This window comes from Kocuria sp. CNJ-770 (assembly GCF_001942375.1).
Taxonomy (GTDB): domain Bacteria; phylum Actinomycetota; class Actinomycetes; order Actinomycetales; family Micrococcaceae; genus Kocuria; species Kocuria oceani.
The window spans coordinates 1-20,146 of sequence record NZ_MKJW01000121.1 but is presented as its reverse complement, the minus strand read 5'-3'; the positions used below and the strand labels follow the sequence as shown (position 1 = coordinate 20,146).

Genomic DNA, 20,146 nt, shown 5'->3' with positions numbered 1-20,146 from the left:
GCTGCACCTGTTCCTGGGCGTGACCATGGTGGGCCTGTCCTTCCTGCGCCGCGACACCCACGACCGCAGCGCCACGCGCAACACCACCGGCCCGGCCTACTGACCGCTCCGCCGGTGCGGTGCGCAGAGCAGGCGCACCCAGCAGACCGACACGACAACGGCTCCCACGCCGAGGCGGGGGAGCCGTTGTCGTGCGCCGGGGCCGGTCAGCCGGCCGGGGCGGCGCGCCAGCGCAGCAGGGCCGCCACGTCCGTGCTGTCCGGCAGGGCGCCGGGCGGCACGAAGACCGGGCGGCCGTCGGTCAGCACGGCGGCGCGGACCAGCGCGGCGTCGGCGGGGACCCGGCCGAGCACGCGGGCGCCCACGGCCTCCGACTCCGTCACGGCGACCCACGGCTCGGCGTCCAGCGCGAGCAGCTCCTGCTCCGCGTCCAGGTGGGTGTCGTCGATCAGCAGGGTCTCGGCCTGCGCCTGCTGGAGCGCCGCGACCACCGGCTCGATCCCGGACACCGCCGTGGGGTCCGGGCGGCCCCGCTGCTCGGCCAGCCGCTCGAGCAGCTCGTGCTGCCGGTGGGCGATGACCTCCGCGACGCGCCCCTCGACCTGGTGGGCGAAGTCGGCGGACTGGCTGCCCTCGGCCCGGGTGTTCGCGTCCACGACGCTGACCAGGGCGCGGGTGGCCTTCGACAGCTGTTCCTCGACGAGGCCCCGGGCCCGCAGGTCCCCGGCCAGGACCACCAGCTGCGCCCCGCTCCCGGCCACGACCTTGTCGATCTGCTCGGCGACCTGCTCCGTGTTGCGCCGCCACACGTCCTCGGTGTGCCGCTGCCAGCGTCCCTGCGACCAGCCGCCGCCGGGGAACTTCTTCAGGTGCTCGGTCTCGCCCTCGATCTGCTGCTCGTCCAGGGCGCGGGCCCGGCTGGCGTACTCCAGGCAGATCTCGCCGCCGTCCCGTCCCACCTCGGCCACCACGTAGGGGAAGTCGTCCGGACGGTGCCGGAACAGGGGGGTGAGGTCGGGCACCTCGCCCACCTCGAGCACGCCGCGCCCGGCCAGGGGGCCGGGGAGGACCTCGTCGATCTCCACGACGCCGTCGCGCACCAGCAGATAGCGGCACACCGGGTCCGGCACGCCCTCCGCCGGGCGCACGGCGGCCTCCACCGCGGCGAGATCGGCCTTGGACGCCCCCTGCTGCTCCAGCTCCCGGCAGATGTTCTCCGGCAGGACGTCGATCGCGTGCAGCGAGTCGACCGTGCCCGTGCTGATGTCCGTGTACACGGTGCACCAGGGGCCTGTGCTCTTGAACAGTTCGGCGTAGCGATGGAATCGACTCGTCATGGTGGACAACTCCTGCTGTTGAGCGGTGCTTCCTGTGGTGCAGACCACGTTATCGGACGCCCAGGGGGCTGGGAACAGCGGCCGGGCCGAGTAGGGTCGGACGCACGCGACCGGTCGCCCGACCGGTGGCTCCATCGGTCCCACGACGCAGGAGGAAGCCATGAGCGACGCACCCGCATCGAGCAGCGAGTACAACGAGGCCGACCGGCTCGAGCAGTCGATCGACGCCGAGCCGCCCGAGATGGACGACCAGGACGTCGAGGCGTCGGCGCACACCCCCGACCGTTCGGAGGCGTCCTCCCTCGAGGCGAATCCCGCCGACCTCGAGGAGCAGGACCGCGAGGTGGCGCTCGACGAGCCGGCCGAGGGCTCGACGCTCGAGGAGATCTGAGCCCGGCGCCGCGCGGGCCCGCCCGGCCGTTCCCGCGGACGGCCCGCGGCGGGGGCCGCCGCGCCGGGCGCGGGGCTCAGACGGCCGACCAGCCGCCGTCCGAGGGCAGGACGACACCGTTGACGTTGGACGCGTCGTCGCTGGCGAGGAAGACGATGACGGCGGCCACCTGTTCGGCCGTGGCGGTGTAGGGGACGTTCTGCAGGAACGCCCCCATCCGCCCGGGGAACAGCTCCGAGTCGATGGGTGCCTCGATGCCGGTCGCGGTCGCGCCGGGAGCCACGGCGTTGGTGCGGATGCCGTCGGCCGCGTGCATGAGGGCGGTGTTGCGGGTCAGCCCCGCCACCGCGTGCTTCGAGGCCGTGTAGGCGGCGCCGGCCGCGGAGCCGCGCAGGGAGGCCTCGGAGGCCACGTTGACGATCGCCCCGCGGCCGGAGGCCCGCAGCAGCGGGATCGCGGCGCGGGTCAGCCGCATGACCGCGACGACGTTGACCGCGAAGACCCGGTCCCACGTCTCGTCGTCGACCTCGGCGACGGACTCGAAGCGGTCCATGATCCCGGCGTTGTTGACGAGCACGTCCAGCCGGCCGTCCGCGGCCGCGAGCACCCGGGCCACCGCACCCTCCTCGGTGAGGTCGGTCACCACGGGGAACAGCGGCAGGAGCGGTTCGTCCGCCACCAGGTCCTCCACCCGGCGCGCCGAGGAGTCCACCACCACGACCGTGGCTCCCTCCCGGGCGAGCCGGAGCGCGGTGGCGCGCCCGATCCCGGAGCCCGCCCCGGTGACGACGGCGGTGCGGGCGCTGAAACGCTGGTCGTCCACGGTGGCTCCTGCTGCTCGGCGGGCGGACGGGAAGCGCCCCCGGGCGGGCCGCGGTGACGCCCTCCCATTCTGGGGCGGCCGGGGCGGGGAAGAACTTCTCGGAAAAAATGTGACCTGCTGCATCCGGCAGGGGGTCCCCGCCGGTAGTACGGGTGCAAGGTCGATCCCGCTTCCGCCAGGGAGCCCGTTCAAGGAGCACACACCATGCGCAAGACCCTTTCCGCCGCCGCAGTCCTCGGCCTCGGTGCCGGCGCCCTCAGCATGACCCCGGCGTTCGCCGCCGAGCACGCGGAGCTGTCCGTGCTGCACGGCGTCCCGGACACCGTCGTGGACGTGTACGTCAACGGCGAGCTGACCCTGGACGACTTCCAGCCCGGGACCCTGGCCGGCCCGCTGGAGCTGCCCGCCGGCAGCTACGACCTGGCGATCACCGCCCCGGACGCCGCGGACGCCTCGGCGCCGATCATCGGCCCCGTCACCGCGGACCTGCAGACCGGGATGAGCTACACGGCCGCGGCCCACCTGGACCCGGAGGGCAACCCCACGGCCGCCCTGTTCACCAACGACATGTCCGAGATCGAGGCCGGCAAGTCGCAGCTGACGGTCCGGCACGTGGCCGCGGCCCCGGCCGTGGACGTGCTGGCCGGCGGCCAGCCGGTCATCACCGGACTCGAGAACCCGAACGAGGAGTCCCTGACGGTCGACGCGGGCACGGTCTCCGCGTCCGTGGCCGCCGCCGGCACCACCGAGCCGGTCATCGGCCCGGCCGACCTCCAGCTGGCCGAGGGCACCCACAACATCGTGTACGCGTGGGGATCCCTCGAGGCCGGGAACCTGGCCCTCGCCGTCCAGACCCTCGAGGGCATGGAGCAGGCGCCCGGGGCCGTGCCGGGCGGCCAGTCCGGCCTGGCGGCCCAGGAGCAGGGCACCATGCTCACCGCCGGTCTCGCGGCCGCCGGTGCGCTGGGGCTCATCGGCGCGGCCTACGGCGCCCGCCGGGTGCTCGCGGGGAACCGCCGGTAGTGAACCGCCCCGGCAGCCACGGCCCGGCGCGCGGCGAGGCTGCGGCCCACCGCGCGCCCGGGCCCGCCACTCCCGGCGCCCGTCGTCGTCGCCTGGCGGCGGCGGGCGCCGGGGCCCTGCGCGTCCGCGTCGCTGCTGGTCGCGGCCGCCGTCACGGCCTTCCCGCGGAGGGCGGGCCCCCGGCGGCGGCGCCCCCGGCGGCGGGTCCCTGGACGTCCCCGGCACCCGTCCCGGTGCCCGCCGCCCCGGCGGAGGGCACCGGGAACGGAGCCGCGGGCAGCACCGCGGAGGGCGCGGCGGAGGCGCAGGACGCAGCGGCGGGCCGGGCGCAGGACCCGGCGCCGGCGGGCACGGCCCCCGACCGGGTACCCGTCGCCCCCGCCACCCAGGCGCCCGGCCCGGAGGTCCCCGCCCCCGTGCGGGTGGTGGTGGCCGGCTCGCCGATCGACATGCCCGTGGTCCCGGTGGGGATCGAGGACAACGGCGCCATGACCATCCCGGACAACCACGTGGAGCTGGGCTGGTACCGGTACGGGCCGGCCCCCGGCTCGGAGGAGGGCGCCGCGGTCGTCGCCGGGCACGTCGACACCCTCACCGAGGTCACGCCGATGGCGCGGCTGAAGGACGTGCCGGTCGGGGCGGAGATCAGGGTGGAGCGCGCGGACGGCAGCGTCCAGCGCTACCGCACCGAGTCCGTCCGGCACATCCACAAGCAGTCCCTCGCGGACGCGGACCTGTTCCGCCGCACCGGCGAGCCCGTGCTCCACCTCGTGACCTGCGGCGGGGAGTGGCTCGAGGACATCGGGGACTACGAGGACAACGTGGTGCTGAGAGCGGTCCCGGTGCCCTGAGGGGCGGGAGGATGCGGTGTCCATGACCGGATGGCCGGTGTCCACTAGGCTGGGCAGGACGCAGACGCCCGGGGCGCACCCGGTCGCCCGCCACCACGACCTCCGGCCCACGAGGAGCCCTTCGACGATGCCGCCGCCGCCCCCGGACTGGGGACCCGAGCTCGACGCCGCGTTCGCCGCGGGGGACGAGCAGGCGCTCAGCGCGGCCTACCGGCACTGCGCGGGCGTCATCCGGGGCCTCGCCGTCCGGGCCCTGCGGGACGACACGGCGGCGGAAGACGTCGTTCAGGAGGTCTTCATCCGGGCGTGGAAGTATCGGTCCGGCTACCGCCCCGAGCAGTCCTCGACCCCCGCGTGGCTGATCGGCATCGCGCGCAACTGCATCGCCGACGCAGCCCGGACCGCCGGCCGGGAGGCCGAGCGCCGGCAGGCGGACGCCGTCCGGTCGGACCGGGAGCCGCGGCACGAGGAGTCGGACCTGCTCGTGGACCGGCTCGTGGTGCGGGCGGAGGTCGAGCGGCTGGGCCCGCCCCGGTCGACGATCATGGCGCTGGCGTTCTACGAGGAGCTGACGCACCAGCAGATCGCGCAGCACCTGGACCTGCCGCTCGGCACGGTCAAGAGTCATCTGAGGCGCGGCCTCATCAACCTGCGGACACGATTGGGAGACGGTCATGGCACACCTGAGTGAGGAGTCGCTGGTGCTCCTGGCTCTGGGTGAGGCCGGGGACCTGCAGGTCCAGGAGCACCTCGCCGGGTGCCGGGAGTGCGCCACGGAGCTCGAGAGCCTCGGACACGTGGTGCGGGTCGCGCGCGCCGACCCGCCCGCCCCGGCGGCGCCGGGCCGGAGGTCTGGGCCGCCGTCCATGCCGAGCTGGGCCTCTCCGACGCGGTCGCGGCGGATCCGCTCGCCGGGTCCGCGGACCGCGGCCGGGTGCGCGACGGGGACGACGCCGCAGGCGGCGGGGACACCCGTCCGCCGACGACGACGGGCTCGCGGCGGGGCGACCGTCGTGGACCTCGCGGACCGCCGCCGGCGCGGGGTGCCCTATCCGCTGGCCGCCGCCGCGGCCGCGGCGGCGCTGCTCGTGGGCGGTCTCTCGGTCTGGGGGGCGCAGCGGCTGGGCCTGGAGCCGGAGCCCACGGTGCTGGCCACCGCCGAGCTCGAGCCCCTGGCCGGCTACACCGCCCGCGGCTCGGCCGAGGTGGACGAGCTGCCGGACGGGACCCGCCAGCTGGTGGTGCGTACCGACCCGGCCGACGTGGACGGCTTCAAGGAGGTCTGGCTGCTCGCGCCCGACGCCCAGCGGATGGTGAGCCTGGGCGTGATGGCCGGGGACGAGGCCGTGTTCGTGCTGCCCGCGAACCTGGACGTGGGGGAGTTCCCCGTCGTGGACGTCTCGAACGAGCCGATCGACGGGGACCCGACGCACTCGGGGGACTCGATCGTGCGGGGCGCCCTGCAGGCCTGAGCCGGATCACGCCCTCCGGTCAGAGCAGCGCCGAGGTCAGCCGGGCCACGTTGTCCGCGTACTTGTGCCACAGCGGCCGCCGCTTCCACTCCTCGAAGTCCAGCAGTGTGCTGGCCTCGTGGAACTCGGCGACCACCGCGTCCATCCGCCGCCGGAACTCGCGGTCCACGATGTACACGGACACCTCCAGGTCCAGGGCGAACGAGCGTTCGTCCATGTTGGAGGAGCCGATCACCGACACGTAGTCGTCCACGAGCACGAACTTGGCGTGCAGGACCGTGGGGGAGCGGTAGCGGTAGATCTTCACCCCCGCCTCGACCAGCTCCTGGTAGTAGGAGTTCTGGGCGTGGTAGGCGAGGAAGTGGTCGGAGGTCTCGCCCACGAACAGCTGCACGTCCACCCCGGACTGGGCCTCGGTGGTCAGCGCGTGCATCAGCGACTCGTCCGGGACGAAGTAGGGGCTCGCGATGACGATCCGCTCGTTGGCGTTGTAGATCAGGTGGTTGAACAGGCGCAGGTTGTTCTCCGTCTCGAACCCCGGCCCGGAGGGCAGCACCTGGGCGAAGACGGGCCCCTCGACGTCGGGCACCTCGCCGGTGACCTCGTCGAGCAGGAGGTCGCCGGTCTCGGAGTACCAGTCGCTCGTGAACAGCGCGTTGAGCTCGGCCACCACCGGGCCCGCGCACCGGATCATGAGGTCCTTCCACTCCAGGCCCTTCCGCAGGTTCTTCCGCTTGTTGTAGGAGCGGTGGATGACGTTCTGCGACCCGGTGAAGGCCAGGCTCCCGTCGACCACCAGGATCTTGCGGTGGTTGCGCAGGTCGGGCCGCTGCCACTCGCCCTTCCACGGCCGCACGGGGAGCATGCGCCGCCAGGGGAGACCGGAGCGGTCGAAGTGCCGGACGAGCTCCCGGTAGCCCGGATAGCCCACCGAGCCGAGGTGGTCGACCAGCACACGGACCCGCACCCCGCGCTCGTGCGCGCGGACCAGGGCGTCCAGGAGCACCCGGGACGTGTCGTCGACGGCCACGATGTAGAACTCGAAGTGGACGTAGTCCTCGGCCCGGTCCACCGCCTCCGCCATGACCCGCAGGCACTCGTGGTTGTCCGTGAGGATCTCGAAGGAGTTGCCGCCGACCATGGGCAGCGCCCCGAGGCTGTAGTTCAGCGCCGCGGTGGACTCGATCCAGTCCGGCAGCTGCTCGTGGGCGTTGCCGAGGATGTGCGCGTCCGGGGTGTTCTCCCGGATGACGTCGTTCATCTTCGCCTGCATCGCCATCCGCTTCCGGGGCAGCCGCGCCGAGCCGATCACGAGGAAGAGGAGCACCCCCACGATGGGCTGCAGGAAGATCGCCAGCAGCCAGGCCAGCGCCACCGAGGGCCGGCGGTTGTGCGGGATCCAGCCCAGCGCCACGAGCCGCAGGATCCAGTCGAGCACCACCACGACCACGAGGATCGACTCGGGCACGCCGTCCAGGGGCAGCAGGTCGTACGGGAGCAGGCGGAGGTCCACCGTGCCAGCCTATCGGCGCGGTGCGGCCGGCCGCCGCTCAGGCCGGGCGCGGCAGGACGTAGTCGATCTCCGGCCCCGGGCCCTCCCGTCGGAGGAAGCCCGCCGCCACCAGCACCTGGGCGGCCGGGGCGTTCCCCTCGGGCACGCTCGCCCGCACCGCGGTCACGGAGGGGTCCGCGAACGCGACTCCCAGCAACGCCGCGATCGCCTCCCGCGCGTAGCCCTGGTTCCGGCGGTCGGCGGTCAGGGAGCCCACGACCTCCAGCTCCGCGTCGATCGGCGGGCCCACGAAGCCGGCGGCGCCCACGACCTGCCCGCTCGCCTTCTCGAGGACGGCCAGCGGGGCGTAGACGGACTCCGTGGAGAAGTAGCCCCCGGCGAGCAGGGACTCGCGGGCGAAGTCCCTGTCCTCGGGCCCGGGGAACCCCGCGGCGAAGTGCTCCACCGCCTCGCCCGCGGCCACGGCCTCGAGCTCCCCGGCGGTGAACGGGCGGAGCAGGAGCCGGTCGGTCTCCAGGACGGGTGCGGGACGCAGGGCCTCGAGGTCCTCGGTCATGCTGGTGCTGCTTTCTGCGTGCGCGGGTCGTGCGGCAACGGTGCCGAGGATCCGAGGATACCCGCGCCGGGCGGCGCGGGTATCCCCGCGGATCAGGCGAAGTACCTCGGCAGGGTGCCTCGTGGGCCGCGCGGAGCTCCTCCAGGCCGATCCCGAACTCGCCCTGCACGTCCAGGGCGCGGTTCTCGGCGTCCACCACGCCGATCCGCTCGTGCGGGTAGGCGCGCATGGTGCACATGTCCTTGAACCGGACCTCCTCGCTGCGGGGCACGGCCACCACGGCGCGGCCCTGCGTCTCGGAGAAGAGCATGGTGAACAGGTCCACGCCGTCGCGCTCGCACACCTCGCCCAGGCCGATGCGCGCGCCGACGCCGAAGCGCAGCGCCATCTCGGCCAGGGTCGCGGCCAGACCGCCCTCGGCGACGTCGTGGGCGGCGTCGACCATGCCGTCCCGGGACATGTTGATCAGCAGGTCGCCGAGCAGCTTCTCCCGGGCCAGGTCCACGGCCGGGGGGAGCCCGCCGAGGTGGCCGCGCAGGTTCGCCCACTCGGAGCCGTCCAGCTCGTCGCGGGTGGTGCCGAGCAGGTAGATCGCCTGGCCGTCCTCGCGCCAGCCCGAGGGGGTGCGGCGGCGGACGTCGTCGAGCACGCCCAGCATCGCGACCACCGGGGTCGGGTGGATGGCCACGCCGCCGGTCTGGTTGTACAGGGACACGTTGCCCCCGGTGACCGGCACGCCGAGCTCCCGGCAGCCGTCCGCCAGCCCGCGCACGGCCTCCGCGAACTGCCACATGGTCTCCGGGTCCTCGGGGGAGCCGAAGTTCAGGCAGTCGGAGACGGCCGCCGGGCGGGCGCCGGAGGTGGCCACGTTGCGGTAGGCCTCGGCCAGAGCCAGCTGCGCGCCCGCGTACGGGTCCAGGTAGGCGTAGCGGCCGTTGCAGTCCGTGGACAGGGCCACTCCGAGGCCGGTCTCCTCGTCGACGCGGACCACTCCGGCGTCGTCGGGCATGGCCATGGCGGTGTTGCCTTGCACGTAGCGGTCGTACTGGTCCGTCACCCAGTCCTTGGCGCACAGGTTGGGCGAGGCCATGAGCTCCAGGACGGCGTGCTTCAGCTCCGCGCCCGAGGGCCGGGAGGCGTCGGCGGGGGAGCCGCTGAAGTGCTCGGCCTGGAGCCGGTCCTGGTCCGCGGGGCGGTGGTAGGGGCGCTCGTAGACGGGGCCCTCGTGGGCGACGGTGCGCGGGTCGACGTCGACGATGACCTCGCCGTCCCACTCGATCACGAGCCGGCCGGTGTCGGTGACCTCGCCGATCCACGAGTGCTCGACGTCCCACTTGGCCATGACGGCCTCGAAGTCGGCGACCCGCTCCGGGGTCACGACCGCCATCATGCGCTCCTGCGACTCGGACATCAGGATCTCGCCCGGGGTCAGCGTCGGGTCGCGCAGCAGCACCGCGGTGAGGTCCACGTGCATGCCACCCTCACCGTTGGAGGCCAGCTCCGAGGTGGCGCAGGAGATGCCCGCCGCGCCGAGGTCCTGGATGCCCTCCACCAGGGAGCCCTTGAACAGCTCGAGGCAGCACTCGATGAGCACCTTCTCCGCGAAGGGGTCGCCCACCTGCACGGCCGGCCGCTTGGACGGCTTGGCGTCGTCGAAGGACTCCGAGGCGAGCACGGAGGCCCCGCCGATGCCGTCGCCGCCGGTGCGGGCGCCGAAGAGGACCACCTTGTTGCCCACGCCGGAGGCGTTCGCCAGGCGGATGTCCTCGTGGCGCATCACGCCCACGGCCAGCGCGTTGACCAGCGGGTTGCCTGGTAGACGGAGTCGAAGACGACCTCGCCGCCGATGTTGGGCAGGCCCAGGGAGTTGCCGTAGCCGCCGACGCCGGCGACGACGCCGTGCACCACGCGGGCGGTGTCCGGGTGGTCGATCGCCCCGAAGCGCAGCGGGTCCATCACGGCCACCGGGCGGGCGCCCATCGAGATGATGTCGCGCACGATCCCGCCCACGCCGGTGGCGGCGCCCTGGTAGGGCTCCACGTAGGACGGGTGGTTGTGGGACTCGATCTTGAAGGTCACGGCCCAGCCGTCCCCGAGGTCGGTGACACCGGCGTTCTCGCCGATGCCGACCATCAGGTCCTTCGTCATCTCCTCGGTGACCTTCTCGCCGAACTGGCGCAGGTGGACCTTGGAGGACTTGTAGGAGCAGTGCTCGGACCACATGACCGAGTACATGGCCAGCTCCGCGGCGGTGGGACGGCGGCCGAGGATCCTCTTGATCTCCTCGAACTCGTTGTCCTTGAGGCCCAGCTCGGCCCAGGGCAGCTCGGTGTCGGGGGTGCCCGCCGCGTGCTCGACGGTGTCCAGGTTGAAGTGCTTCTCGCTCATGGAGTGCTCGGTGTCCCTTACTTGACCAGTGCCTTGAGGGCGGAGACGAACAGGCCCAGCCCGTCCGTGCCGTCGCGCATGCCGACCTCGCCGGCGGCGGAGGAGTCCGCGCCGAAGCCGGGCTCCACCGCGTGCTCGGGGTGCGGCATGAGGCCCACCACGTTGCCGCGGTCGTTGCAGATCCCGGCGATGTCCCGGCGGGAGCCGTTGGGATTGACGCCGACGTAGCGGAAGACCACGCGGCCCTCGGCCTCGAGGGCGTCGAGGGTGCGCTCGTCCGCCACGTACTGCCCGTCCTGGTTCTTCAGCGGGACCACGATCTCCTGGCCCTGCTCGAACTCGGTGGTCCACACGGTGGCGCTGTTCTCCACGCGCAGGCGCTGGTCCCGGCACAGGAACTTCAGGTGGTCGTTCTTGACCATGGAGCCCGGCAGCAGGTGGGACTCGGTGAGGACCTGGAAGCCGTTGCAGATGCCCAGGACCGGCAGCGGGGCGGAGCCCGAGGTGCCCGTGGCGGTCGCGCCGTCGATGATCCGGCCCATCAGCGGGGCGAACCGGGCGATCGCCCCGGCCCGCAGGTAGTCCCCGTAGGAGAAGCCGCCGGGCAGGACGACGGCGTCGACGCCCTGCAGGTCCTCGTCGGCGTACCACAGGGGAACGGGGGTGCCGCCGGCGAGCATCACGGCCCGCGCGGCGTCGCGGTCGTCGAGGGTGCCCGGGAAGGTGACGACCCCGATCCGGGCGTCCGCGAGCGCGGCGTCCGGTGCGGGGCTGGAGAGGTCCGCGATCAGCGGGGTCTCGGCCATGCTCAGCGCTCCTCGTCCAGGACGGCCACCCGCACGACGTCCTCGATCACGGGGTTGGACAGCAGCTTCTCGGCCGCCTCGCGCGCCTGGGCCAGCACGTCCTCGGTGGCCTCGCCGTCGACGGTCAGCTCGAAGCGCTTGCCCTGGCGCACGCCGGCGAACCGGTCCAGCCCGATCCGCGGCAGCTCGTTGGCGATCGCCTTCCCCTGCGGGTCGAGGATCTCGGGCTTGGGCATGACGTCGACAACAATGCGGGCCATCGGGGAACTCCTGAGGGTCGTGCAGCGGGCCGGGATCCGGCGAACGGTGACCATCCTATCGTTCCGCCGCCCGCCGGGGTGTCCCGGAGCGGCCGGTGCCGCCGGGTGTGGTAGGCGCCACGCCGGGCGGGTTCCGGTGCGGTCTCCAGGGCGGTTCCAAGCTGCGTGCGGTAGACCGTGGTCCCATGAGGAGCACGAGCCGCACGCCCCGCACCGCGGGTGCCGGTCCCGACGACGCCCGGCTGGTCCCGTTCTACCGCCGGGTCCTGACGCTGCTGGGGATCGGCACCGTCCTCGGCGCGCTGACCGAGCTGGCCATGCTGCGGCACTGGCAGGGGCCCGCCCAGCTGGTCCCGTGGGCGGTCCTGACGGTGCTGCTGCTCGCCGCCGCGGCGTGGCTGGTGCGGCGCAGCGCCGGGACGGCCCGCGCCGTGCAGGTCGCCGCCGCGGTCTCCGTGCTGGGCGCCGCCTACGGCGTCTACGAGCACGTCCTGGCGAACCTGCGGGCCGGGCCGCTGGACCCGCGGTACGCCGAGCTCTGGGAGTCGATGTCCGGGGCGGCCCGGCTGTGGCTGGCGTCCAGCGGGGCGGTCGGGCCGTCTCCCGTGCTCGTGCCCGGGACGATGGGCCTGGCCGGGGTGCTGCTCTGGCTCGCCGTCCTCCGCTGGCGCCCCGCGGTCGACGGCCCGGAGCTGAGCGCCTAAAGTGGTCAGGGTGCTGAGCATCGGGGTGTCCCGGTGGCCGGCACCCGCACCGTCCGGACCCCATCTCGGAAGGACCACGTCATGAGCCAGCCAGAACAGCAGCAGGACGTCCCCGGCGACCAGTCGGAGATGACCCCCGTCCCGGACTGCGGTGAGCACAGCTACCGCGGCTCCGGCAAGCTCACGGGCAAGGCCGCGATCATCACCGGCGGCGACAGCGGCATCGGCCGCGCCGCGGCCATCGCCTACGCCCGGGAGGGCGCGGACGTCCTCGTCGCCTACCTCGAGGAGGACGACGACGCCCGGGACACCGCCCGCTGGATCGAGGAGGCCGGGCGCAGGGCCGTGCTGGTGCGCGGGGACCTCTCCGACCCGGCGCACTGCCGCAGCGTCGTGGACCGGGCCGTCCAGGAGTTCGGCAAGGTCGACGTGCTCGTCTCCAACGCCGCCTACCAGATGAGCCGCGAGAGCCTCGACGAGATCAGCGACGAGGAGTGGGACTACACCTTCCGGCTCAACGTCGGGGCGATGTTCCACCTGACCAAGGCCGCGGTGCCGCACATGGCCCCCGGCTCGGCGATCATCGGCAGCTCCTCGGTGCAGTCCGACCAGCCGTCCCCGCAGCTGGCGCCCTACGCCGCGACGAAGGCCGCGATCGCGAACTTCTCCGCCGGGCTGGCCCAGATGCTGGGCGAGAAGGGCATCCGCGTCAACAGCGTGGCCCCCGGGCCGATCTGGACGCCGCTCATCCCGGCGACCATGCCCCCGGAGAAGGTCGGCGCCTTCGGCGACGACGTCCCCCTGGGCCGGGCCGGGCAGCCCGCCGAGCTGGCGCCCGTCTACGTGCTGCTGGCCTCCGACGACGGCAGCTACATCTCCGGGTCCCGGGTCGCCGTGACCGGCGGCAAGCCGATCCTGTGACGGCCCGTCCGCGGCCCGTCGTGGCACCGGGCGACCTGTCCCCCCGCCGGGACGGCTATGTGGAGCTGCGCTCCTACGCGGCCATCGGGGACGGCCGCACGGTCGCGATGGTGGCCCACGACGGGTCCGTGGACTGGTACCCGGTGCCCGATCTCGACTCCGCCCCCGCGTTCGCGCGCCTGCTCGACGCCGAGCACGGCGGGTGCGTGGAGCTGTCCCCGGCCGGTCCCTGCGAGATCGCGCGCAGCTACGTCCCCGGCACGAACGTGCTGCAGACCACCTACACGACCGGCACCGGGACGGTGCGGGTGACGGACTCCCTCAACGTCGGCTCCACCGGGCAGCTGCCGTGGAACGAACTGGCCCGCACGGTGGAGGGGGTCTCCGGGGAGGTGCCCATGACGTGGCGCGTGACCCCCGGCACCATGTTCAACACGGTCTCCCCGTGGATCCAGGACACCGAGCAGGGACCCGTCCTGCGGGTCGACGCGGTCTCGTTCGGGGTGCGCTCGGAGGCGCTGGGCGAGTGCGTGGTGGGCGGGCAGGAGATCTCCGGGCGCTTCGGCACGACCCCGGGCTCCCGGCACCTGCTCGCGGTCGTCTCGACGCACAGCGAGCCCCTGCGACTGCCCACCCCGGAGAGCATCCGCAAGAACGTGGACCTCACCCTGGACATGTGGCGGCGCTGGACCGACCTGCTGGAGTACGACGGGCCCTACCGGGCCGACGTGGAGCGCAGCGCCCTCACGCTGAAGATGCTCAGCCACGGGCCGTCCGGCTCGATCGCCGCCGCCGCCACCACCTCGCTGCCGGAGAACCGGGCGGGCACCAAGAACTACGACTACCGCTTCGCCTGGGTGCGAGACGCCGCCTACACCCTGCACGCGCTCCTGCGCCTGGGCGAGCAGGAGGACGTGCACGCCGCGGTGTCCTGGCTGCTGCGCCTGGCCCGGGCCCAGTCCCCGGAGCTGCACGTGCTCAACCGGCTCAACGGTGCGGTGCCCGGGGACGGGATGACCGTGTACGAAGCCCCGGGATGGCAGGGGGTGGGCCCCGTGGTGTCGGGCAACGCCGCCGCCGAGCAGCTGCAGCTGGGCGTCTACGGGGACCTCTTCGACATGGTGGACCTCTACGTGGGCGGCGGCAACGTGCTCGACGCGGCCACCGGGCGGATGCTCGCCGACGTGGCCGACCGGATCTGCGACCTGTGGCGCCGTCCCGACGCCGGGATGTGGGAGCTGCCCGAGCACCGCCACTACACGAGCTCGAAGATGGGCTGCTGGCACGGCCTGGACCGTGCGGTGCACCTGGCCGACGTCGGCCAGATCCCCGGCAGCGCCGACCGCTGGCGCGCGGAGCGGGACCGGATCGCCACGTGGATCGACGAGAACTGCTGGAACGACGCGCGCGGGGCCTACGTCTGGTACCCGGGCACGGACGAGCTCGACACCTCGGTGCTGCTGCACGCGATCAGCGGCCTGGACCGGGGGCAGCGGATGAGCTCCACCGTCGACGCGCTGCGGGAGGAGCTGGGCACCGGCCCCCTGCTGCACCGCTACAGCGGGATGCAGCACGAGGAGGGCGCCTTCGTCGCCTGCTCGTTCTGGGCCGTGGCGGCGCTCGCGCACGTGGGACGGCAGGACGAGGCCGTCGAGCTCATGGACGAGATGCTCGGCCGGGGCAACGACCTGGGGCTGTACACCGAGATGATCGACCCCGCGGACGACGCCTTCCTCGGCAACTTCCCGCAGGCCCTGAGCCACCTCGCGCTGCTGACGGCGGCCCTGACCCTGGAGGAAACGGGCCGGTCCTGAGCGGCGCTGCTCCCGCGACGCGGCCGGCGCCGGTCAGGACCCGGCCGTCAGTACCGGTCGGCGGAGACGAGCCGGACGAGCTCTCCGACCCGGTCCTCGGGCAGGGAACGGGCGACGTCCGCCTGGCTGAGCATCCCGACGAGCTCCTGCCCGTCGATCACCGGCAGGCGACGCACCTGGTGCTCCTGCATGGTCCGCACGGCCTCCTCGACGCTGTCGTCGGCCCCGATGGTCACGGGCTTGCCCTCGGCGAGCTCCCGGGCCCGGGCCGTCCGGGCGTCCCCACCGTCCGCGATGCAGCGCACGACGATGTCCCGGTCGGTCAGCACGCCGACCAGCCGGCCGTGCTCCCCGCAGACGGGCAGGGCACCGACGCCCAGGTCCTTCATCTTCCGCGCGGCCGCCTCGAGGGTCTCCCGCTCGCCGATGCACTCCGCACCGGGGGTCATGATCTCGCGTGCCTTCGTCATGGCTGCTCCTCCTGCTCGGTGGACGAGGACCGCCGTCGCGCCGGCGGTCCGTGGCACCAGGGTAGGAGCCGCGCCCGGGCCTGTCTGCCCCCGGGGGCGGATCCGGACCGGCGTCGTGGCGGGGCCGGCGGGCTGGAAGAATGGGGCCATGACCCAGCACCCTCCGACGACCACCCCCGGACTCGACGGCCGGGACGCCGAACGACTGGCGCAGGCCCTCGTGTCCCGGGACGTGACGGTCTTCGTGGACGGCACCTCCCTGCGCCTGCCGGAGGGAGCCCGCGACGCCGTCGTCGACCTCCTGTCCCGGCTCACCCGCGGGGAGTCCGTCACCGTGAGCTCCGCCCGGCAGCCGCCGACCGGCTCCGAGGAGCTGCTGACCACGTCCCAGGCGGCGGCGCTGGCCGGGATCTCCCACACCTACCTGCGCAACCTCACCAGCGAGGGGGTGATCCCGGTGCAGTACCGCGGCAGCCACCGCCGGATCCGCCGCTCGGACATCCAGACCTGGCTCGCCCGCCACGGCGACGACGCCGCCGACGCCGCCGACGCCGCGGCCAGGAGCTGCTGACCACGTCCCAGGCGGCGGCGCTGGCCGGGATCTCCCACACCCACCTGCGCAACCTCACCAGCGAGGGGGTGATCCCGGTGCAGTACCGCGGCAGCCACCGCCGGATCCGCCGCTCCGACGTCCAGACCTGGCTCGCGGGGCGGCAGCGCGACGACGCCGGGGGCGCGCCCGCGGCGGACTGACCCCGGTTCAGCCGAAGCGGGCCACGACCCACCCGTCGACCACGTCGACCGCGGCGGCGGTCAGGTCCTTGGCCGGGTCCGCCGGCGCGCGCCGGCCGGCCGCGAGCGCCAGGCGCGAGCCCAGGAACCGGCCGTCGGAGGCGAACACCCAGTAGTGATTGGGGCACTCGAAGCTCTCGGCGCGCCCGGCGGCCTCGCGGCACACGACGGCCTGCTGGTGGGTGCAGGCGTTGCGCAGCACGTGCAGGACACCCTCCGCGTCGCGGGCGACGATCACCGGCCCGCCGCGGGCGGCGGCGGTCACGAAGTCGAGCGGGCCCGGGACGGCGGAGGCCTCCACGATCCGCTCCCACGGTCCGGCGGATTTCACGCGGCGGCCCCGCCGGTGGCGTGCTCCGGGTCGAGCAGGTCGACGGCCTCGGCCAGCCGGCGGCGCAGCGGCTCGGCCCGCCGGGCGAAGTCCCGCTGCCGGCGCACGTACTCTGCCTTGCCCTCCGGCGTCTCGATCCGCACGGGTGCGTAGCCCCAGCCGGAGAGGTCGTAGGGGGCGGCCCGCATGTCGGTCTCCCGCACGTCGCGGGCCAGCTCGAAGCAGTCCATGAGCAGCTCGGAGGGGATCGCGGGCACGAGCTTGTACGCCCACTTGTAGAGGTCCATGGTGGCGTGCAGGCAGCCCGGCTGCTCCAGCCGGCGCTGGGACTCCCGGGTCGGCTGCAGCTCGTTGAGCGGGACCGCCTGCGGCTGGAAGAACCGGAACGCGTCGAAGTGGGTGCAGCGGATGCGGGAGGACTCGACGACGGCGTCCGTGCCCTCGGCGCCCAGGCGCAGCTCGAGGTACTCGTGCCGGAGCGCGTTGTCCTCCGAGCGGTAGGCCATCGCCCACTCGTGCAGCCCGAAGCAGCCGAAGAAGCCGGGGTTGCGCGCGTGCGCGCCGAGGACCGCGCGGGCGAAGTCCACCGCGGCGCCCCGCCGCTCCCGGAAGGCGGCGGCATCGACCGTCACGGCCCCGTTGGAGGCGTCGAGCCCGAGCGCCGACAGCTCGGGGCCGGTGAGCGGGCGGTAGAACTTCTCCGCCGAGCGCCCGGCCGCGTCCAGAAGGACCGTGCCCGTCCCGGGGTGCCAGCGCTTGAGCTGCGCCGGCTTGAGCGTGTAGTAGGTGAACAGGAAATCCTCGACCGGGTGCTTGGCCCCGCGGTGCCGGCGGGCCACGAACGGGTCCGCGTGGGCGGCCGCGCGCCGCTCGTGGGCGTGCGCGCGCGGCTCCCAGTCCGCCCGGGACAGGACGGCGACGGGGCGGGTCGCAGGACCCGCCCCGTCGCCGGTGGAGTGCGGCAGCCCGGTCAGCGGCCCGTCCCCGCGTACACCGTGGCCTCGTCCTCGGAGTCGAGGTCGAAGGCGCTGTGCACCACGCGCACGGCCTCGTCGAGGCGGTCGGCGGACGTGACCACCGAGATCCGCACCTCGGAGGTGGAGATCATGTCGATGTTGATGTTCGCCGCGGCGAGCGCCTCGAAGAACGTGAACGTCACGCCCGGGTTGGACTTCATGCCGGCGCCCACCAGGGAGAGCTTGCCGACCTCGTCGTCGTACTCCAGGCCCGCGTAGCCGATCTTCTCCTCGGCGGCGCGCAGCAGGCTCATGGCCAGCTCGCCCTGGGACTCGTCCACCGTGAACGAGAGGTCCGTCAGGGGGTCGTCACCGGTGGAGATGTTCTGGACGATCATGTCCACGTTGACCTTCGCCTCGGCGAGGAGCCGGAAGATGCGGGCGGCGATGCCGGGCCGGTCCGGGACGCCGACGACGGTGACCTTCGCCTGGGTCCGGTCGTGGGCGATGCCGGAGATGAGCGGCTGTTCCAAGGGGATCTCCTTCGGGGAGGTGGCGGCGTCTTCGGGGTCCGGGATCACCCAGGTGCCCTCGTTGTGGCTGAATGACGAACGGACGTGCAGCTTCACGCCGAAGCGGCGGGCGTACTCGACGCAGCGCAGGTGCAGGATCTTCGCGCCGTTGGCGGCGAGCTCGAGCATCTCCTCGCTGCTGACCACGTCCAGCTTGCGCGCCTTGGGCGCGATGCGGGGGTCGGCGGTGAAGACGCCGTCGACGTCGGAGTAGATCTCGCACACGTCGGCGTCCAGGGCGGCGGCCAGCGCCACGGCCGTGGTGTCCGAGCCGCCGCGGCCGAGCGTGGTGATGTCCTTGGTCTTGCGGTGCACGCCCTGGAACCCGGCGATGATCGCGATGTTGCCCTCGTCCAGGGACTCGCGCACGCGCTGGGGGCTGACCTCCACGAGCAGGGCGGCCCCGTGCGCGCCGTCGGTGACCATGCCCGCCTGCGACCCGGTGAAGGACTGGGCGGGAGCGCCCATCCCGGACACCGCCATGGCCAGCAGCGCCATGGAGATGCGCTCCCCGGCGGTGAGCAGCATGTCGAGCTCACGGGCCGGGGGCTTGCGGGTGACCTCCCGGGCGAGGTCCAGGAGGTCGTCCGTGGTGTCGCCCATCGCGGAGACCACCACGACGACGTCGTGGCCCCGGTTGCGCGTCTCGACGATCCGCCGTGCAACGCGGCGGATGCCGTCGGCGTCCGCGACGGAGGATCCACCGAACTTCTGCACGATCAGGCTCATGGGTACAACTCCTGTGGTCGAGGTCGGCCTGCGGTCAGCACCGGGCCGTGCGCCCGCTCCCCACGGCAGGCCACCAGGACATCCTACGCGAGTCGCTCAGGCCACGACCGTGCGGCCCTCGAAGGCCCGCCCCAGGGTGACCTCGTCGGCGTACTCGAGGTCACCGCCCACGGGCAGCCCGGAGGCGAGACGGGTCACGCGCACCCCGAGGGTCTTGAGCATCCGGGAGAGGTACGTGGCGGTGGCCTCGCCCTCCAGGTTCGGGTCGGTGGCGAGCACGACCTCCTGCACGGTGTCGTCGGAGAGCCGGGTCATGAGCTCCCGGATCCGCAGCTGGTCCGGGCCGATGCCCTGGATGGGGCTGATGGCCCCGCCGAGCACGTGGTACCGGCCGCGGAAGCTGCGCGTGCGCTCGATGGCCATGACGTCCTTGGACTCCTCGACCACGCAGATGACGCTGCCGTCCCGGCGGGCGTCGCGGCAGATGGCGCACTCGTCCAGCTCGGAGACGTTGCCGCAGATCCGGCAGAACTTCACCTTGTCCTTGACCGCCGTCATGGCGTCGGCCAGCCGGCGCACATCGTCCTTGTCTGCGTCGAGGAGGTGGAACGCGATCCGCTGCGCGGACTTCGGCCCGACGCCGGGCAGCCGGCCCAGCTCGTCGATCAGATCCTGAACAGCGCCTTCGTACACGTTCTCCTCGATTTCCGGGCCGGTCCGCGGCCCTCCTGCTCGTTCCGGGCCACGGCGTTCCCCGGCGCCCGTGCGGGGCGGTCAGCGGTCCGGCCGCCGGGCCTCACTCCCCGGTGTGGAGGTCCCGCTCCTCGATCAGCATGCCGCCGAGGATGCGCTCGATCGCCGCACGGCCGTAGAGGGTGGAGTCCTCGAGCGCCTCGTCGTCCGAACTGGGGACGAAGGAATCGTCCCATTCTACGCCGCCGTCCCGCTCCGCCGCCGCGCTCGGGTCCGGGGCCCGGCGCCCGGCGGCGATCGCCGCGGCGTGGCGCTCCCGGAAGCTCAGCCGTTCCCGCCTACCGGCCTCCGCGGCGCCGTCGCGCGGAGCGGCGGGCGGGGCGGCGTCCGCGGGTGTGCTGCGCAGAGCGGTCTGCCGGGCCCGGGGCGCGGCACCGGCCGCGGCGGGGCTGTCCCGCACCGCGGCGTCCTGGGACGGAGCCGGTCGTTCGGTGCGGTGCTGCTGCGCGGGCCGCCACTGCTCCGGGGGCGCCTCGTCGAGGTCCTCCGGGTACGGGGGCTCGTCCGGGTACGGGGCTCGTCGAGGTGGGGCGGTTCCTCCGGCGGCGGGACGTCGTCGAACGGCGCGTGGTCCCGGCCCCGAGGCGCGCCGCCACCGGCCGGGCGCCCGCCGGACCCACCGGCCGGACGGCTGCGGCCGGCTCCGTCGCCGGGGCCGCCCTGGGCGGGGCCGGCTTCCCGGTG

Annotated in this window: 22 protein-coding genes and 1 pseudogene; 10 read left to right on the top strand and 13 right to left on the bottom strand. The window is 73.7% G+C overall.

Features of this window, described 5'->3' with window-relative positions; all coding sequences use genetic code 11:
- Nucleotides 1-206: 206 nt before the first annotated feature.
- Nucleotides 207-1,337, bottom strand: coding sequence for a Vms1/Ankzf1 family peptidyl-tRNA hydrolase (locus BJF77_RS14535; protein WP_075872605.1), 1,131 nt, complete (start codon nucleotides 1,335-1,337; stop codon nucleotides 207-209).
- Between the two features lie 160 nt (nucleotides 1,338-1,497).
- Between BJF77_RS14535 and BJF77_RS14530 the strand changes: the two genes are divergently transcribed.
- Nucleotides 1,498-1,728, top strand: a complete 231-nt coding sequence (locus BJF77_RS14530) for a hypothetical protein (protein ID WP_047802808.1) — start codon at nucleotides 1,498-1,500, stop codon at nucleotides 1,726-1,728.
- A gap of 76 nt (nucleotides 1,729-1,804) precedes the next feature.
- On the opposite strand, the gene BJF77_RS14525 is transcribed toward BJF77_RS14530, so the two are convergent.
- Nucleotides 1,805-2,551: an SDR family NAD(P)-dependent oxidoreductase gene (locus BJF77_RS14525; RefSeq protein ID WP_075872604.1), complete on the bottom strand. Its 747-nt coding sequence runs from the start codon at nucleotides 2,549-2,551 to the stop codon at nucleotides 1,805-1,807.
- Between the two features lie 204 nt (nucleotides 2,552-2,755).
- On the opposite strand from BJF77_RS14525, the gene BJF77_RS14520 reads away from it, so the two are divergent.
- The 4 genes from BJF77_RS14520 to BJF77_RS14500 all read left to right on the top strand — a co-directional run bounded on the left by BJF77_RS14520 (nucleotide 2,756) and on the right by BJF77_RS14500 (nucleotide 5,897).
- A complete protein-coding gene (locus tag BJF77_RS14520; protein WP_047802806.1) occupies nucleotides 2,756-3,574 on the top strand; it encodes a DUF4397 domain-containing protein in 819 nt (272 codons plus the stop codon).
- A 233-nt stretch (nucleotides 3,575-3,807) separates the two neighbouring features.
- Nucleotides 3,808-4,425 (top strand): class F sortase, encoded by a 618-nt coding sequence (locus tag BJF77_RS14510; RefSeq protein WP_083665176.1) that lies wholly within the window; start codon nucleotides 3,808-3,810, stop codon nucleotides 4,423-4,425.
- Nucleotides 4,426-4,552: 127 nt separating this feature from the next.
- On the top strand, nucleotides 4,553-5,116 hold the full coding sequence (locus tag BJF77_RS14505; RefSeq protein WP_075872602.1) for an RNA polymerase sigma factor: 564 nt from the start codon (nucleotides 4,553-4,555) through the stop codon (nucleotides 5,114-5,116).
- On the top strand, nucleotides 5,100-5,897 hold the full coding sequence (locus BJF77_RS14500; RefSeq protein WP_083665175.1) for an anti-sigma factor: 798 nt from the start codon (nucleotides 5,100-5,102) through the stop codon (nucleotides 5,895-5,897). Before BJF77_RS14505 ends, BJF77_RS14500 begins: the two co-directional genes overlap by 17 nt.
- Before the next feature lie 19 nt (nucleotides 5,898-5,916).
- Here BJF77_RS14500 and cls read toward each other — a convergent pair whose 3' ends face one another.
- The 5 genes and pseudogenes from cls to purS form a co-directional block, all read right to left on the bottom strand.
- Entirely contained in the window at nucleotides 5,917-7,410 is a 1,494-nt protein-coding gene (gene cls, locus BJF77_RS14495) for a cardiolipin synthase (RefSeq protein WP_255396279.1), read from the bottom strand.
- A gap of 37 nt (nucleotides 7,411-7,447) precedes the next feature.
- The gene (locus tag BJF77_RS14490; RefSeq protein ID WP_075872601.1) at nucleotides 7,448-7,966 is read right to left on the bottom strand and encodes a GNAT family N-acetyltransferase; all 519 of its coding nucleotides are present in this window, start codon (nucleotides 7,964-7,966) and stop codon (nucleotides 7,448-7,450) included.
- Nucleotides 7,967-8,058: 92 nt separating this feature from the next.
- Nucleotides 8,059-10,354 (bottom strand): annotated as a pseudogene (gene purL / locus BJF77_RS14485) (phosphoribosylformylglycinamidine synthase subunit PurL).
- A 17-nt stretch (nucleotides 10,355-10,371) separates the two neighbouring features.
- Nucleotides 10,372-11,160, bottom strand: a complete 789-nt coding sequence (gene purQ, locus BJF77_RS14480) for a phosphoribosylformylglycinamidine synthase subunit PurQ (RefSeq protein ID WP_047801728.1) — start codon at nucleotides 11,158-11,160, stop codon at nucleotides 10,372-10,374.
- A 2-nt stretch (nucleotides 11,161-11,162) separates the two neighbouring features.
- Nucleotides 11,163-11,420: a phosphoribosylformylglycinamidine synthase subunit PurS gene (purS, locus tag BJF77_RS14475; protein WP_047801729.1), complete on the bottom strand. Its 258-nt coding sequence runs from the start codon at nucleotides 11,418-11,420 to the stop codon at nucleotides 11,163-11,165.
- Nucleotides 11,421-11,605: 185 nt separating this feature from the next.
- On the opposite strand from purS, the gene BJF77_RS14470 reads away from it, so the two are divergent.
- The 3 genes from BJF77_RS14470 to BJF77_RS14460 all read left to right on the top strand — a co-directional run bounded on the left by BJF77_RS14470 (nucleotide 11,606) and on the right by BJF77_RS14460 (nucleotide 14,859).
- Entirely contained in the window at nucleotides 11,606-12,124 is a 519-nt protein-coding gene (locus BJF77_RS14470; RefSeq protein ID WP_083665174.1) for a hypothetical protein, read from the top strand.
- A gap of 81 nt (nucleotides 12,125-12,205) precedes the next feature.
- The gene (locus BJF77_RS14465; protein ID WP_047801730.1) at nucleotides 12,206-13,045 is read left to right on the top strand and encodes an SDR family oxidoreductase; all 840 of its coding nucleotides are present in this window, start codon (nucleotides 12,206-12,208) and stop codon (nucleotides 13,043-13,045) included.
- Nucleotides 13,046-13,065: 20 nt separating this feature from the next.
- Nucleotides 13,066-14,859, top strand: coding sequence for a glycoside hydrolase family 15 protein (locus tag BJF77_RS14460; protein WP_075872606.1), 1,794 nt, complete (start codon nucleotides 13,066-13,068; stop codon nucleotides 14,857-14,859).
- A gap of 47 nt (nucleotides 14,860-14,906) precedes the next feature.
- Here BJF77_RS14460 and BJF77_RS14455 read toward each other — a convergent pair whose 3' ends face one another.
- Entirely contained in the window at nucleotides 14,907-15,329 is a 423-nt protein-coding gene (locus BJF77_RS14455) for a CBS domain-containing protein (RefSeq protein WP_075872600.1), read from the bottom strand.
- A 148-nt stretch (nucleotides 15,330-15,477) separates the two neighbouring features.
- Between BJF77_RS14455 and BJF77_RS14450 the strand changes: the two genes are divergently transcribed.
- Entirely contained in the window at nucleotides 15,478-15,900 is a 423-nt protein-coding gene (locus BJF77_RS14450; RefSeq protein ID WP_075872599.1) for a helix-turn-helix domain-containing protein, read from the top strand.
- Entirely contained in the window at nucleotides 15,837-16,082 is a 246-nt protein-coding gene (locus BJF77_RS19635; protein ID WP_083665178.1) for a helix-turn-helix domain-containing protein, read from the top strand. Before BJF77_RS14450 ends, BJF77_RS19635 begins: the two co-directional genes overlap by 64 nt.
- A gap of 7 nt (nucleotides 16,083-16,089) precedes the next feature.
- Here the strand turns inward: BJF77_RS19635 and BJF77_RS14440 are convergent, their stop codons facing one another.
- The 5 genes from BJF77_RS14440 to BJF77_RS14420 form a co-directional block, all read right to left on the bottom strand.
- Nucleotides 16,090-16,452, bottom strand: coding sequence for a Rieske 2Fe-2S domain-containing protein (locus BJF77_RS14440; RefSeq protein WP_075872598.1), 363 nt, complete (start codon nucleotides 16,450-16,452; stop codon nucleotides 16,090-16,092).
- The gene (locus BJF77_RS14435) at nucleotides 16,449-17,417 is read right to left on the bottom strand and encodes a 3-methyladenine DNA glycosylase (protein WP_075872597.1); all 969 of its coding nucleotides are present in this window, start codon (nucleotides 17,415-17,417) and stop codon (nucleotides 16,449-16,451) included. Before BJF77_RS14435 ends, BJF77_RS14440 begins: the two co-directional genes overlap by 4 nt.
- Before the next feature lie 5 nt (nucleotides 17,418-17,422).
- Complete coding sequence (locus BJF77_RS14430) at nucleotides 17,423-18,709, bottom strand: aspartate kinase (RefSeq protein ID WP_047803725.1); 1,287 nt, start codon at nucleotides 18,707-18,709, stop codon at nucleotides 17,423-17,425.
- Nucleotides 18,710-18,805: 96 nt separating this feature from the next.
- Nucleotides 18,806-19,402 (bottom strand): recombination mediator RecR, encoded by a 597-nt coding sequence (recR, locus tag BJF77_RS14425; protein ID WP_047803726.1) that lies wholly within the window; start codon nucleotides 19,400-19,402, stop codon nucleotides 18,806-18,808.
- Nucleotides 19,403-19,505: 103 nt separating this feature from the next.
- On the bottom strand, nucleotides 19,506-19,862 hold the full coding sequence (locus tag BJF77_RS14420) for a hypothetical protein (protein ID WP_075872596.1): 357 nt from the start codon (nucleotides 19,860-19,862) through the stop codon (nucleotides 19,506-19,508).
- Between the last annotated feature and the right edge of the window lie 284 nt (nucleotides 19,863-20,146).